General features: G+C 41.9%; 13 protein-coding genes. 2 read left to right on the forward strand and 11 right to left on the reverse strand.

What is annotated here, in order from left to right; genetic code table 11:
* Positions 1–10: 10 nt before the first annotated feature.
* The 8 genes from C228_RS0107670 to potA all read right to left on the reverse strand — a co-directional run bounded on the left by C228_RS0107670 (position 11) and on the right by potA (position 8,145).
* Positions 11–1,609 carry an ABC transporter ATP-binding protein gene (locus C228_RS0107670; RefSeq protein ID WP_018652073.1) on the reverse strand — a complete coding sequence of 533 codons (1,599 nt, stop codon included), beginning with the start codon at positions 1,607–1,609 and terminating at the stop codon, positions 11–13.
* A 15-nt stretch (positions 1,610–1,624) separates the two neighbouring features.
* Positions 1,625–2,539 carry an oligopeptide ABC transporter permease OppC gene (gene oppC / locus C228_RS0107675; protein ID WP_018652074.1) on the reverse strand — a complete coding sequence of 305 codons (915 nt, stop codon included), beginning with the start codon at positions 2,537–2,539 and terminating at the stop codon, positions 1,625–1,627.
* Between the two features lie 9 nt (positions 2,540–2,548).
* On the reverse strand, positions 2,549–3,472 hold the full coding sequence (gene oppB / locus C228_RS0107680) for an oligopeptide ABC transporter permease OppB (RefSeq protein ID WP_018652075.1): 924 nt from the start codon (positions 3,470–3,472) through the stop codon (positions 2,549–2,551).
* 167 nt (positions 3,473–3,639) lie between these two features.
* On the reverse strand, positions 3,640–4,644 hold the full coding sequence (gene ruvB, locus C228_RS0107685; RefSeq protein ID WP_018652076.1) for a Holliday junction branch migration DNA helicase RuvB: 1,005 nt from the start codon (positions 4,642–4,644) through the stop codon (positions 3,640–3,642).
* An 18-nt stretch (positions 4,645–4,662) separates the two neighbouring features.
* A complete protein-coding gene (ruvA, locus tag C228_RS0107690) occupies positions 4,663–5,268 on the reverse strand; it encodes a Holliday junction branch migration protein RuvA (RefSeq protein WP_018652077.1) in 606 nt (201 codons plus the stop codon).
* A gap of 141 nt (positions 5,269–5,409) precedes the next feature.
* Positions 5,410–6,177, reverse strand: coding sequence for a spermidine/putrescine ABC transporter permease PotC (gene potC, locus C228_RS0107695; RefSeq protein WP_014991849.1), 768 nt, complete (start codon positions 6,175–6,177; stop codon positions 5,410–5,412).
* On the reverse strand, positions 6,177–7,043 hold the full coding sequence (gene potB / locus C228_RS0107700; protein WP_018652078.1) for a spermidine/putrescine ABC transporter permease PotB: 867 nt from the start codon (positions 7,041–7,043) through the stop codon (positions 6,177–6,179). Before potB ends, potC begins: the two co-directional genes overlap by 1 nt.
* Positions 7,030–8,145 (reverse strand): spermidine/putrescine ABC transporter ATP-binding protein PotA, encoded by a 1,116-nt coding sequence (gene potA / locus C228_RS0107705; RefSeq protein WP_018652079.1) that lies wholly within the window; start codon positions 8,143–8,145, stop codon positions 7,030–7,032. Before potA ends, potB begins: the two co-directional genes overlap by 14 nt.
* A 436-nt stretch (positions 8,146–8,581) precedes the next feature.
* On the opposite strand from potA, the gene rep reads away from it, so the two are divergent.
* On the forward strand, positions 8,582–10,600 hold the full coding sequence (gene rep / locus C228_RS0107715; RefSeq protein WP_018652081.1) for a DNA helicase Rep: 2,019 nt from the start codon (positions 8,582–8,584) through the stop codon (positions 10,598–10,600).
* 61 nt (positions 10,601–10,661) lie between these two features.
* On the opposite strand, the gene C228_RS0107720 is transcribed toward rep, so the two are convergent.
* Together C228_RS0107720 and C228_RS0107725 are read right to left on the reverse strand one after the other, a co-directional pair.
* Entirely contained in the window at positions 10,662–10,934 is a 273-nt protein-coding gene (locus C228_RS0107720; RefSeq protein WP_026313239.1) for a helix-turn-helix domain-containing protein, read from the reverse strand.
* A 57-nt stretch (positions 10,935–10,991) separates the two neighbouring features.
* Positions 10,992–11,744, reverse strand: coding sequence for a TatD family hydrolase (locus C228_RS0107725; protein WP_018652083.1), 753 nt, complete (start codon positions 11,742–11,744; stop codon positions 10,992–10,994).
* Positions 11,745–11,895: 151 nt separating this feature from the next.
* On the opposite strand from C228_RS0107725, the gene C228_RS0107730 reads away from it, so the two are divergent.
* Positions 11,896–13,452 (forward strand): subtype B tannase, encoded by a 1,557-nt coding sequence (locus C228_RS0107730; RefSeq protein ID WP_018652084.1) that lies wholly within the window; start codon positions 11,896–11,898, stop codon positions 13,450–13,452.
* A gap of 34 nt (positions 13,453–13,486) precedes the next feature.
* On the opposite strand, the gene ubiA is transcribed toward C228_RS0107730, so the two are convergent.
* The gene (gene ubiA, locus C228_RS0107735; protein WP_018652085.1) at positions 13,487–14,368 is read right to left on the reverse strand and encodes a 4-hydroxybenzoate octaprenyltransferase; all 882 of its coding nucleotides are present in this window, start codon (positions 14,366–14,368) and stop codon (positions 13,487–13,489) included.
* Position 14,369 lies beyond the last annotated feature (1 nt).

The following is a 14,369-nucleotide window of genomic DNA, read 5'->3' on the forward strand; positions in this document are numbered from 1 at the left end:
TCTAGCCAGCCTAGGCTAAATGAGAAGCTTCAATTAAACGTTGCGTGTAAGCATGTTTTGGTTGCTCAAAAATTTGTTGAGCGCTGCCGCTTTCCACCACTTCACCTTTACTCATCACGATTACTTTGTCACTTAACGCTCGTACGACCGCAAGATCATGGCTGATAAATAGGTAACTTAAACCATATTTTTGTTGTAAACGATTAAGCAATTCAACCACGGTTAACTGTGTAGAACGATCCAGTGCGGAAGTCGGTTCATCTAATAACACGAATTTAGGTTCTAAAATAATCGCGCGGGCAATTGCGATGCGTTGCCGCTGTCCCCCTGAGAATTCATGAGGGTAACGATTGATCATCGCGGGGCTTAAATTCACCTCTTCTAACATTTTTTGCACTTTTTCTCTGCGTTCCGCTTTCGTCATCTGCGGATAATGAACCGCTAACCCTTCTCCGATAATTTCACCTACCGTTAAGCGTGGAGAAAGAGAATTAAATGGATCTTGGAACACCATTTGCATATTTCGTTTTAAAGATTGGCGATCACTTTTTGATAAGGCAGAAATCACTTGACCGTCAAATTCAACTTTGCCCTGATAATCCAGAATTTGCATGATCGCTCGCCCTAATGTAGATTTTCCCGAGCCGGATTCTCCGACAATGCCAAGCGTTTCTCCCACATTTAGCTGGAACGAAATATCTTTTACCGCATTAAACACTTTCTTCGTTTTTCCCCAGAAAGAGCGCTGTAACACATAATCGACTTCGATATTTTTTGCATTAATCAACAATTTAGCCGGTTCACTTTGCGTGTTTTTGAAATGACTCGGAATAGGCGTTAAAAGCTCCATCGTATAAGGATGCTTTGGTTGTGCAAAAACATCGGCGGTTTTACCACGTTCCACAATTTCACCGGATTTCATTACACAAACATCATCACTGTATTTTTGCACTAAACGCAAATCGTGCGAAATGAGGATAATCGCCATGCCCATTTCGGCTTGTAATTCCAGCATTAAATCCAAAATTTCCGCCTGTGTCGTGACATCCAATGCAGTAGTCGGCTCATCAGCAATCAATAAATCCGGTTTATTAATAATTGCCATCGCAATCATAATGCGTTGTAACTGCCCACCGGAAAACTCGTGCGGATAACACTTTAATTTCTTTTCCGCATTTGGAATTTTTACTTTCTGTAATGCCGCCAAGGTCAACGCTTCCGCCTTTTGTTTGATCATATTCGGCGTATGTGTCATCACCGCTTCTGCAACTTGTTCACCAATCGGCATATAGGGATTTAAAGAAGTCATTGGCTCTTGGAAAATCATCCCGATACGATCGCCTCGTATTGCTTGCATTTCGGCTTCCGTAAGCGTCAAAATATCCTTATCTTCAAATATAATTTGAGAATGTTTGCCATATTGCACAATATTTTTCGGCAATAATTGCATAATTGACATCGAGGTGACCGATTTACCGGAACCAGACTCACCGACAATGGCAAGAGTCTGCCCTTTTTCCAGCGAAAAAGACACGGAACGCACCGTATGTGAAAAACGATCTTCCGCTTTTAAATATACGTCTAAATTTTTAACTTCTAATAATTTCATCCTTCACTCCTGTTTTTATTTATCTTTTGGATCTAATGCGTCACGCAGACCATCGCCAATAAAATTGAAACAAAATAACGTTAAGCAAAGGAAAAAAGCCGGAAATCCGAGCAACCAAGGAGAAGTTTCCATCTGAGCGGCTCCATCGCTTAGCAATGAGCCCCAACTACTCATTGGTTCTTGAGTACCCAGCCCTAAGAAACTTAAAAATGATTCGAATAAAATCAGTGAAGGCACTTCCAGCGAAGCGTACACCACCACTAAGCCAAGTACATTCGGAATAATGTGACGCCAAATAATCTGACGGCGAGAAACACCGCACACAATTGCCGCTTCAATAAATTCTTTATTTTTAAGCGCTAATGTTTGCCCTCGTACGATACGAGCTAGCCCTAGCCAAGCAATCATACCGATTGCCACAAAAATTAAGAAAATATTTTGCCCAAATAAAGTCACCAATAAAATGACGAAGAACATAAACGGAAATGAGCTTAAAATTTCAAGAAAACGCATCATTACGCTATCTACTTTGCCGCCTACATAGCCTGAAATAGCGCCGTAAATAGTACCGATAATTACAGCCACCAAAGCGCCGGCAATGCCGACCATCAACGATATTCTGCCGCCCATAGCGACACGCACCATCAGATCTCGCCCTGAAGCGTCTGTGCCAAAATAATGCAAGGATTTAACATCCGGTGCGGTACTCATCATATTCCAATCGGTATCTTCGTAACTAAACGGCATTAGCATTGGTACAAAAGTGATAAATAGCACGATTAACAGCAACATAAATAAGCTAGCAACTGCTGCCTTATTACGAAAAAAACGGCGACGAGCATCTTGCCATAAGCTGCGCCCTTCCAATACCATTGCTGTATTAACTGAAGCGAGATTTTCCGAAAAGTTTTGGTTTTTATCTATTTGCATATTTCCTTCCTAGCTATCACGAATTTTCGGGTCAATCACCGCATATAAAATATCTACGATCGCATTAAATAAAATGGTTAAAGTGCCAACCAATATGGTTAAGCTCAACACTAAAGAATAGTCTCGATTTAAAGCTCCATTTACAAATAGCTGACCTAATCCCGGCAAGCCGAAGACACTTTCAATCACCATTGAACCGGTAATAATGCCGATAAAGGCGGGCGCAAGATAAGTAATGACAGGAATTAATGCGGGTTTTAAGGCGTGTTTAAAAATGATTTTCCACATTGGCACGCCTTTGGCTTTTGCCGTGCGAATATAATTTGAATGGAGAATTTCTATCATTGAACCACGAGTAATACGGGCAAGTCCGGCAACATAGCCAATGGTAAGCGAAAGTACCGGTAGCACCATATAATAGAGTTGACCGCCGTTCCAGCCACCTGCCGGAAGCCATTGTAAGTGAATCGCAAAAAATAAAACCAGCAGCGGCGCAAATACGAAACTCGGCATAATTACCCCGGTCATGGCAAATCCCATCACGATGTAATCCCATTTACTATTTTGCTTTAATGCCGCCACAATACCGGCAGTTAAGCCGATAATCACCGCAAAAATAAATGCGACTACGCCTAATTTAATCGAAACGGGAAATGCTGAAGCAATTAAATCATTAACCGACTGATCTTTATATTTAAAAGAGGGACCAAAATCGCCATGGGCAAGATTATCCATATAGATAAAATATTGTCTATAAAGCGGTTCATTCAGGTGATATTTCGCTTCAATATTAGCCATCACTTCAGGCGGGTAAGCTTTTTCAGAAGTAAACGGACTTCCCGGAGCAAGCCGCATAAGAAAGAATGAGAAGGTAATTAGAATGAAAAGTGTTGGAATGGCTTCCAATATGCGCCTAATAATAAATTTCAGCATTAGCAATCCTCCCTTTTAATTAAGAATAGCTAATTAGTAACTGAAATAGTACATTTTGTAAATACGGATGAAGCATAAATAAACAACAAGCGGTCAAATTTTCCGAAAAAATTGCAAAAACATTTTGCAAAATCTTGGTGAAATTCGACCGCTTGTCTAAATTTAATTTAATCAAGCTTAGCGATACCTAAATGCGCATAAGTTCGGCTGGTGGCAATACGCCCTCTCGGCGTTCGCTGTAAAAAACCTTGCTGAATTAAATAAGGCTCCAGTACGTCTTCAATCGTATCTCGCTCTTCACCTATCGCTGCAGCTAAATTATCTAAGCCGACCGGGCCTCCGTCAAAGCGCTCGACAATCGCTTGTAGTAATTTGATGTCCATAAAGTCAAAGCCTTCGGAATCTACATCAAGCATCGCCAACGCTTGTTTGGCGATATCGGAAGTAATCACACCATTATTACGCACATCGGCATAATCTCGCACACGGCGTAATAAACGGTTGGCAATTCGAGGTGTACCACGTGAACGGCGAGCCACTTCATAAGCGCCGTCCGGTGATAAATTTAAGTTTAAGTAATCAGCACTACGTTTTACGATTGAGGTTAAATCATCCACCGAGTAAAACTCTAAACGCTGTACAATTCCAAAACGGTCGCGTAACGGAGATGTTAGCGAGCCGGCACGGGTGGTTGCCCCCACTAAGGTAAACGGCGGTAAATCCAGCTTAATCGAACGCGCTGCCGGCCCTTCGCCAATCATAATATCTAACTGATAATCTTCCATTGCCGGATAAAGCACTTCTTCAATTGCCGGCGATAAGCGGTGGATCTCATCAATAAATAATACGTCATAAGGTTCTAAATTGGTCAACATTGCCGCCAAATCGCCCGCTTTCTCTAGCACCGGCCCGGAAGTTGTGCGGATATTCACCCCCATTTCATTGGCAACGATATTGGCTAAGGTGGTTTTACCCAACCCCGGCGGACCAAAAATCAACAAATGATCTAACGCCTCATCACGCAATTTTGCCGCTTTAATAAAGATCTCCATCTGCTCTCGTACAGACGGCTGACCGACATAATCCGCCAATAATTTAGGGCGAATCGCACGATCGATGACTTCTTCCTCACGCCTCGGCGAGGCACTAATTATTCTATCTGCTTCAATCATTTAAGGTATTTTTACTTTTTAAAGAGAGGCTTTTAAAGCCTCACGAATTAATTGTTCGCTGGTTGCGCCCACTTTATTCACTTTCTTAATCATCTTCTCGGCATCAGCAAGTTTATAGCCTAACGCCACTAAAGCATCACGGGCTTCATCTGCAGGAGCATGCGAATGTGTTGCAACAATCGTTTCAACCGAATGTTCTTCAAAGAAATCACTTTGCGCCACACCTTTGAATTTGCCTTTGAGCTCTACTAATAGACGCTCGGCTGTCTTACGCCCAATGCCAGGAATTTTGGTTAACTTGGCTAATTCTTCATGCTCTACCGCATTCGCAAATTGTGAAACCGACATTGCTGATAAAATTGCAAGTGCTAATTTAGGTCCAACACCGTTGGTTTTAATCAATTCACGAAATAAAGTTCTATCTTGCTTTTGTGCAAAGCCAAATAATAAATGCGCATCTTCACGTACCACTAAATGCGTAAAGATTGCGGCTTCTTCACCTACTTGTGGCAAGCTGTAAAAGCTCGTCATCGGCAATAGCACTTCATATCCAACACCCTGCACGTCAATTACCATTTCAGGCGGTTGTTTTTCAATAATTTTTCCCTGTAATCTTCCGATCATTGATTTTATTCCAAACTAAAAAATTTGCCTTAGCATAACAGAAAACTGTATAGAATAACAGGCTAACAAGCGGTCTATTTTGGCTAATTTTTTGCAAAAAAATAGCCCGCTAATCAGCGAGCCATTTTTAATCAAATTAAATTACGCTTTTTTTCTTACCACTAATTGGCTTAATACCACCAATGTCAGTGAGAAAATAATCATAATCGTTGCTAATGCATTTACTTCCGGCGTCACACCGGTTTTCACCAGCGAGAAGATTTTTAACGGTAATACTTCATAGCTTGGGCTGGTAACGAATGATGAAACCACTACGTCATCTAACGAAATAGTAAAGCTTAATAACCAACCGGAAATAATAGACGGTAATGCAAGCGGTAAAATAATTTTACGCAAAATCGTTACTTCACTTGCGCCTAAATCCTTCGCAGCTTCCAACATCTTACCGTCAAAATCACTTAAACGAGATGAAATAGTAATCACCACATAAGGCAAACAGAAAGTAATATGCGCAATTAATAACGAAATAAAACCAAGCTGCACACCTAAAATCATAAATAGCACTAATAATGAAACTGCCATTACGATATCCGGTGACATCATGACGATAAACAGCAAACCGCCGACCATTTGCTTACCACGGAATTTATAGCGGTATAGCGCAATAGAAGTTAACGCACCTAAAATAGTTGAAAACGTTGCGGCAAAAAATGCAATCGTCAATGAATTCATAGTTGCGTGAACCAACGTATCATTTGCAAATAAACGCTCATACCAGTTCCAACTGAATCCTTTCCATTGTAATCCGTAACGGTCTGCATTAAATGAGTTTACTACCAAAATAATAATCGGAATATAAAGGTAGGCAAACACCACGAACATAAAAAAGTTTCTTAATGTCTTTTTCATTATTCAAGCTCCACCTTTTTATTTAATAATTTATTTGCACGATAATAAACATATAGCATTAATGCCATTAACACGGTAAGTGCAATACTTACTGCCGAACCTAATGCGAACTGATTGGTATTTAAGAATAAGCTCTTAATAATGTTACCGATTAATGGTGTTTTACCGCCACCTAATAAGTCGGCAACATAGAACATTCCCATTGCAGGTAATAATACTAATAAACAACCTGCTACAATCCCCGGCATTGTCAGCGGAATCGTTACACGCACAAAACGTTGGAACGCATTCGCACCTAAATCTTTTGCCGCTTCTAATAAACGACCGTCAATTTTCTCAATTGAAGAATAAAGCGGTAAAATCATAAACGGTAACAAGATATACACTAAACCGATAATAATCGCCAATTCAGAGTTTAATAAACGAAGCGGTTCGTCAATTAAACCGATTGCCAATAATATTTCGTTTAATACGCCCTTCACGCCTAAGAAAATTTTAATACCGTAGATACGGATCAGCGAGTTTGTCCAGAATGGCAATACAACTAAAAACAATAGAATTGGACGCAACTTCGCTGGCATCTTCGCGATAATAAACGCAAACGGATAACCGATAATTAAACAGAAAAATGTTGCAATCGCAGACATTTTAAATGAGTTCCACAATACCGTTGCATAAGTATCATTGAACAACTGTTTATATGCATCCAGACTAAATACGAAATCAACAAAGTATGCACTTTGGCGATTTTCAGTAAGAAAACTGATTAACAGAACCAATAAGTTCGGTACAAGTACAAAAAGTAACAACCAACCGAAGATAACTGAAACTGTTCCAGCTTGGAATTTGTTACTAGCAATCTTCATTATTGAGTACAACCTCCCAGCCTTCGTGCCATGTTAATGCCACTTTCTGACCGACTTCGTGATCGATATTTGGATCATCTTCATTGAAGAATTCGCTTACTAATACGTTCATGCCGTTGTGATCTAACTGTACGCTTGACTCTAGCGTCATACCTTTATAGTTACGATCAATAATATGACCGATAATCGCTTTTGAGCTTTCGTCTTCGTCTAATTCTTCAATAACGATATCTTCCGGACGTAAAAGCACTTTTAATTGTTGATTTGGCATCACATCCATATCTTCAACTTTAATATTACAAATACGACCTTCTACATTTGCTTTAACATTGCGAGCGTCAACACGCTCAATTACGGTTGCGTCAAATACGTTGATTTCACCGATAAAACGAGCCACGAATAAATTGCTCGGCTCTTCGTAGATTTCACGAGGCGTACCGTCCTGCGCAATCTTACCGCCATTCATTACGATAATACGATCAGACATCGTTAATGCTTCTTCTTGATCGTGTGTAACGAAAATAAAGGTAATGCCTAATTGGCGTTGTAATGCTTTTAGCTCGTTCTGCATTTCTTTACGCAGTTTATAGTCAAGTGCAGAAAGCGATTCATCCAACAATAAAACTTTCGGCTTATTCACTACCGCACGCGCGATGGCAATACGTTGTTGCTGACCGCCTGAAAGCTGAGCTGGTTTTTGCTCCGCACGGTCTTCCAAACGTACCATACGTAATGCTTCCATTACACGCGGTTTGATTTGGTCATTTGGCACTTTTTGCATACGTAAACCGAAAGCAACGTTTTCAAAAATCGTCATATGCGGGAATAACGCATAGCTTTGGAAAACCGTATTTACAGGGCGTTGTTCAGCAGGAACGTTAGACACATCTTGACCATCAAGAATGATCGAACCTTCAGTCAAGTCTTCAAAGCCCGCTATTAAACGTAATGCTGTTGTCTTACCACAACCTGAAGGACCTAAAATAGTCAAAAATTCACCATCATTAATGGTTAAATTTAAATCTTTAAGAATCGTTTTGCTACCGTAGCTTTTCGTAACATTGCGTAGTTCGATGATTGGTTTTTGTTCTAACTTTTCCATCTACTTTTGTATTCCCCCTAGGGCATAAAATTAAAATGCAAAATCTGAATTATTTTCAGGGCGAGTGTGCGTAACTATACGCTAAAAACTAACTGTTAATGATATAGCGAACAGCTCAATTTTAAAAGCAAAAATTTGATTTTTAAGGAATTTATTTTGGACAAAAAACGCTTAACAAGCGGTCAAATTTCAAAATTTTTTTGCAAACGGTTGCTTCAGAAAATTTCGCTAAATATTGTGGTTTCAATTTATCAGTTCACGGGGTTAACTACTGCACAAAACACCACCTTATTGCCAATAATTTTCTTGCCGCACCATTAGCTACTCGTCTGCAGATTTAATAAAATTTTAAAGAAATTCGACCGCTTGTTGTCTTTCGGCTAGAATATTGCGGTTTAAAAAATGGCTGAAAATAAAGTAGATAAAAGTAGATAAAATGAAATTAAATGATCAACAACAACAAGCGGTGGAATATGTAACAGGTGCTTGCCTTGTGTTAGCCGGTGCAGGCTCGGGCAAAACGCGTGTCATTATTAATAAAATCGCCTATCTGATTGCTCACTGCGGTTACTCGCCAAAAAAAATCGCGGCGGTAACCTTTACCAACAAAGCGGCACGAGAAATGCGTGAGCGTGTTGCCCATTCCATTGGTAAAGAAAACAGCAAAGGGCTAACCATTTCAACCTTCCACACCCTCGGTTTTGAAATTTTAAAACGTGAGTACAAATTACTGGGTTTCAAATCAGGTATGACGTTGTTTGACGAACATGACCAACTTGCTTTACTCAAACATTTATTACCGGAAAATGTCGCAGAAGATAAAGATTTACTTAAAGCGTTAATTTCTACCATTTCCAACTGGAAAAACGATCTCCTTTCGCCCGAAATGGTATTAACGCGCGTGCGAGATGAGCGTGAACGTGTGTTTTCACATTTTTATCAGCTCTACCAAAATCAGTTAAAAGCCTACAATGCACTTGATTTTGATGATTTGATTATGCAGCCAGTATTACTGTTCCACCAATTTCCAGAGGCAAAAGCCCGTTGGCAGCAGAAAGTCCGTTATTTACTGGTGGATGAATACCAAGATACCAATACTAGCCAATACGAGTTGATCAAATTATTAGTAGGTAATGAAGCAAATTTCACTGTTGTAGGTGATGATGACCAATCGATCTATTCGTGGCGTGGCGCAAAACCGGAAAATATGCAACGTTTACGTGAAGATTTTGATTTGAAAGTAATTAAACTGGAACAAAATTACCGTTCCAGCCAACGCATTTTGCACTGCGCCAATATTTTGATTGATAACAACGATCATATTTTCCAAAAACGCTTATTTTCGAATTTAGGCGAAGGCGAAAAATTAAATGTTATCGAAGCCAAAAATGAAGAGCACGAAGCGGAACGTATTGTCGGGGAATTGATTGCCCATCGTTTTTCCAACAAAACTAAATACAAAGATTATGCGATTTTATATCGTGGTAATCATCAATCTCGCTTGTTGGAAAAATCGCTGATGCAAAACCGTATCCCCTACAAAATTTCCGGCGGAATGTCATTTTTCGCCCGTGCCGAAATTAAAGATATGATGGCTTACTTGCGTTTAGTGGTTAATCAAGACGATGATGCGGCGTTTTTACGTATCGTTAATACGCCAAAACGAGAAATTGGTGCGGTAACGCTGGAAAAATTGGGTTTACTTGCCAATGAGAAACAGGTAAGTTTGTTTGAAGCGATTTTTGATTTTGAACTGATTCAACGTCTGACACCCAAGCCCTATCAAGCACTGCAGGATTTTGCCCGTTGGATTGTCGAAATTGCCGACCAAGCGGAACGTTCTGATCCGATTGAAGCGGTAAAAGATTTATTGGCAAAAATTCAATACGAAGCCTATTTGTATGAAGCAGCTACTTCGCCGAAAGCGGCGGAAATGCAAAGCCGTAACGTGCAAACATTATTTGAATGGGTGCAAGGTATGCTGGAAGGCGATGAAATCGAAGAGCCGATGACGCTGGTGCAAGTAGTAAACCGCCTGACGTTGCGCGATATGTTAGAACGTGGTGAAGACGATGATGAAGCGGATCAAGTGCAACTAATGACGCTACACGCTTCAAAAGGCTTGGAATTTCCGAACGTTTTCTTAGTCGGTATGGAAGAAGGTATTCTGCCGCATCAAACTAGTCTGGATGAGGATAATGTCGAGGAAGAACGCCGTCTTGCCTATGTAGGCATTACTCGAGCCCAACAAACGCTAACGTTTTCACTCTGTAAAGAACGTCGCCAGTACGGTGAAATTATCAAACCAGAACCAAGCCGCTTCTTACTTGAATTACCACAAGATGATTTAGTTTGGGAAAGTGAAAAACCGAAAATGACTGAGGAACAAAAAGTCGAAAAAACCTCAGCCAATATCGCCAACCTAATGGCGATGCTAAAGGCAAATAAAAAGTAAGGTTTACTCAAAGCTAATAAAAACGGAGCATTTTAAATTTATAAAATGCTCCGTTTTTACTTTATTTATTTTTTACTCTTGCACAGCCAAACTTTTGCTCTATTTCTATTAGTACTTCTACCGGATCTAACTCTAACCCTTTGCAATAAGCTATAAACTCAAAAATATCTAATCTACGATCGCCCGTTTCTACTTTTCCAATAAATGAGTAAAGAACGCCCATTTTTTCGCCTAATGTTCGTTGAGTTAATCCAAGCTCTTGACAGCATTTTAGGAATAATTCCCTAAGCCATAAATGCTCTTCAGAATGAATTGATAATCTTAAATTTCCCATGTACCCATTTTTTGCAAAAACTGCACCGTTTTTCTGTACTGTATATATTACGTTTTCTTATACTACCCCATATAACCTCTGATAATTCCGCCTAATTTGAGAGCGAATCATACATTCTGACTCTGCTCTTAATTTCGCTAATTGCGTCAATATTGCTTTTAATTGCTGTGAAATACTCGCATTTTCTAAACTTTCGTGTTGCCATGGGCCATCGGTTTCAATCAGTAAGCGATCAAGCGGTAATTTTTTTGCAATTTTTTGCGTTTTCGGATTCCATAAAATATCCGGTGTAACACTGGCGAAATAAGGGGTACGAAGAAAACGTTCAAGTGAATCATCATCGGTTTTAAACCAATGGAAATGAGCATGTTGAATTTGGTATTTTTCCAGCAAATCCAGCATTATCGCCACATCATCATGTATGATATGCAAATTTAACGGTAAATTTAACTGCTTGCTTAATGCAATAAATTGTTCCAATAAGGCAAGATAGGGCCGATAATCCAGCTTAGGATTCTGTCGTTTTAGATAATGCGGTAATCCCACTTCACCGATAGCGGTCAAATTTGCTCGATTTTTTACGATCCAATCAAATAACGCTTGTTGCTGTTTATCATCAATTAATACCTGTTCAGGATGAAATCCTGCCGCAATTTGGATGTTCGGAAACTTTTGTTTTAATGCTAATAACGTTTCCGCACTCATCAAATCGGTACTGACCGCCAATACGACTTGCAGCAAAGGATCACTAACTATCTGTTCTATTTGGTTTGCTTCAAGTTGGTCTAAATGAATATGGCTATCGAACATTCCGCCGCCCCCTTTTCCACTACTTATAAATAATAAAAAAGCGGTGTAATTTTACAAAATTTTTGCCGAATCGCACCGCTTGTTTTTTCCTTTTGAACTTTGGTAAAATTTCCCTGTCTTGATTGTGGTTATTGATTTAAGAGGAACACCAATGAAACGTAACATTTTGACGACTTTTTTACTTTCCGCCCTTGCGGTGCCGGCGTTTTCTGCTCCGCCAAGTGGCAAAAATCCGTTGGCGGATCTGCCTTTTGCCAATCAAATCAGCAATAATGGTGCTGCAAGCGGTCAGTTTGATCTTAATTTTAACGGCAAAAACTACCGTGAATTGACCGCTGATTTCAACGGGCAAACCATCAAATTCCGTGCCTTTGAGAAGATCGTTTATGTGAAAAATCCAGTTGAGGCAGAATACCAAACCCTCAATTTCTATGTGCCAGAGGCTTATTTCAATCAAGGCGAAATCAACGGCTACACCGCGGAAACCGCTCCGATTTTCCTGCCAAATGCGGTCGGGGGCTATATGCCTGCGATGGCCGCCGTGCCACAAGTGGGACGAGACGGCAAGCCGAATGCGATTATCCACGCCCTCGCCAAAGGTTATGTGGTCGCCAGTGTGGGGGCTAGGGGGCGAACGCTCGGCACGGACGGCAACTACACCGGCAAAGCTCCCGCGGTGATTGTCGATCTGAAATCGGCGGTGCGTTATCTGCACGCCAATGATGCGTTGATGGCAGGCGATGCCAACAAAATTATCTCAAACGGCACTAGCGCGGGTGGGGCGGTCTCGGCGTTATTGGGGGCGAGCGGCGATCACGCCGACTATGCAGACGAACTCAACGCCCTTGGGGCGGCGGACGCCAGCGATGCGATTTTTGCTGTGTCGTCCTACTGCCCCATCGCCAACCTTGAAAATGCCGATACCGCCTACGAGTGGGAATTTAACGGCTTGAACGAGTATCGCCGTATGGATATGAGCCAGCTCAACGCACGCACCTTCAACGAGCGTTCCCCGGCAATGCCGATGTTGGAAGGTTCGCTCACCGCCGAGCAAATCCGCCTTTCCGACCAGCTCAAACAGGCGTTCCCTGCCTATCTCAACAGCCTCAATCTGAAAGATGAACAAGGCAACGCCCTCACCCTTGACGCCAACGGCGACGGCTCTTTTAAAACCTATATGGCGAGCCTGATCGCCCAATCCGCCAATCAAGCGGTAAAAAATGGCACGGATCTGACCGCTTACCCTTGGCTCAAATTCAAAGATGGCAAGGTGGATCAAGTCGATTGGCAGGGCTATATCCATTCAGCAAAACGAATGAAATCGCCCCCTGCGTTTGATGCCCTTGATTTGAGCGCTGGCGAGAACAATCTCTTTGGCGATAAAACCACCAACAACAAGCACTTCACCCCGTTCTCAATGCAGAACAGCCAAGTGGCAAACGCCCAAATGGCAGAGGCAAAGATCATCAAAATGCTCAACCCGATGAGCTACCTCAACAACCCGAAAATGGCGCAACATTGGCGGATTCGCGTAGGATCAGCCGACCGCGACACCTCGCACGCCATTTCAGCGATCTTAGCGACCAAGCTCAAAATGCAGGGGAAAAATGTCGATTACGCCATTCCGTGGGGCGTACCACATTCCGGCGATTACGATTTAGACGAATTGTTTGAATGGACAGACGCTATCGTGAAAGGAAAAAAATAATCCTAGCCCCTCGTATGATGTACGAGGGGTTTTTTTAATAAAAGATGGCGATCAAAATGGCGATCAGCACGCCTAAGCCGACATAGTGGTTGTTGAGGAAGGCTTTGAAACAATCTTCTCGGCGGCGATCTTTGACCAGTTTGCACTGATAGATAAAGAGGGTGGCAGTGAGGGCGAGGGTGCAAAAGTAGCCGAGATGATAACCGCTTGTAATGCCTAAAATCACTAATAAAATCAAGGCGATAAGTTGTAGCAAGGCGATGATTTTGTTGTCGTATTGGGCGAACAAGATAGCGGTGGATTTGACCCCGACCCGCAGATCGTCATCACGATCAACCATCACATATTGGGTATCGTAGGCGACCGTCCACGCGAGATTGGCGAAGAAAAGTAGCCACGCCTCTGTGGGTAAACTTTGCGAAATCGCGCCGAATGCCATTGGGCTCAACCAGCCGAACGCCATGCCGAGTACCACTTGTGGCAGGTGGGTAAAGCGTTTCATAAAAGGGTAAACTACCGCCAAGCCAACGGCGATAAAGGATAAGCCGATGGTGTAGGCGTTGAGTTGTAGCACCAGCACAAAGGCGATCAAAATCAGCACCGCAAACAGGGCTTTCGCCTCGTTGGGGGTGGCTCGCCCCGTGGCAAGCGGTCGGTTTGCGGTGCGTTTTACGTTGCCGTCAATGTGGCGATCGGCGTAGTCGTTAATCACGCAACCTGCCGAACGCATAACAATCACGCCCAGCACAAACACGATGAGAATCGGCAACGGTGGTAAGCCTTTCGCCGCCACAAACAACGCCCAGAGGGTCGGGTGCAGTAGCAGTAGCGTGCCGATCGGCTTGTCCAGTCGCATTAGTTGGGCGTAGGCGAGCAGTTTCGGCTTGGAAAAATGGCGTTGAAAAAAAGTGGTCATC

Origin of the sequence: Actinobacillus capsulatus DSM 19761, from assembly GCF_000374285.1 — a bacterium.
GTDB classification, from domain to species: Bacteria; Pseudomonadota; Gammaproteobacteria; order Enterobacterales; family Pasteurellaceae; genus Actinobacillus; species Actinobacillus capsulatus.

Bases quoted from the DNA above. Each gene is read 5' to 3' on its own strand.
- C228_RS0107670 (WP_018652073.1), bottom strand. From the start codon at position 1,609: ATGAAATTATTAGAAGTTAAAAATTTAGACGTATATTTAAAAGCGGAA.
- oppC (WP_018652074.1), bottom strand. From the start codon at position 2,539: ATGCAAATAGATAAAAACCAAAACTTTTCGGAAAATCTCGCTTCAGTT.
- oppB (WP_018652075.1), bottom strand. From the start codon at position 3,472: ATGCTGAAATTTATTATTAGGCGCATATTGGAAGCCATTCCAACACTT.
- ruvB (WP_018652076.1), bottom strand. From the start codon at position 4,644: ATGATTGAAGCAGATAGAATAATTAGTGCCTCGCCGAGGCGTGAGGAA.
- ruvA (WP_018652077.1), bottom strand. From the start codon at position 5,268: ATGATCGGAAGATTACAGGGAAAAATTATTGAAAAACAACCGCCTGAA.
- potC (WP_014991849.1), bottom strand. From the start codon at position 6,177: ATGAAAAAGACATTAAGAAACTTTTTTATGTTCGTGGTGTTTGCCTAC.
- potB (WP_018652078.1), bottom strand. From the start codon at position 7,043: ATGAAGATTGCTAGTAACAAATTCCAAGCTGGAACAGTTTCAGTTATC.
- potA (WP_018652079.1), bottom strand. From the start codon at position 8,145: ATGGAAAAGTTAGAACAAAAACCAATCATCGAACTACGCAATGTTACG.
- rep (WP_018652081.1), top strand. From the start codon at position 8,582: ATGAAATTAAATGATCAACAACAACAAGCGGTGGAATATGTAACAGGT.
- C228_RS0107720 (WP_026313239.1), bottom strand. From the start codon at position 10,934: ATGGGAAATTTAAGATTATCAATTCATTCTGAAGAGCATTTATGGCTT.
- C228_RS0107725 (WP_018652083.1), bottom strand. From the start codon at position 11,744: ATGTTCGATAGCCATATTCATTTAGACCAACTTGAAGCAAACCAAATA.
- C228_RS0107730 (WP_018652084.1), top strand. From the start codon at position 11,896: ATGAAACGTAACATTTTGACGACTTTTTTACTTTCCGCCCTTGCGGTG.
- ubiA (WP_018652085.1), bottom strand. From the start codon at position 14,368: ATGACCACTTTTTTTCAACGCCATTTTTCCAAGCCGAAACTGCTCGCC.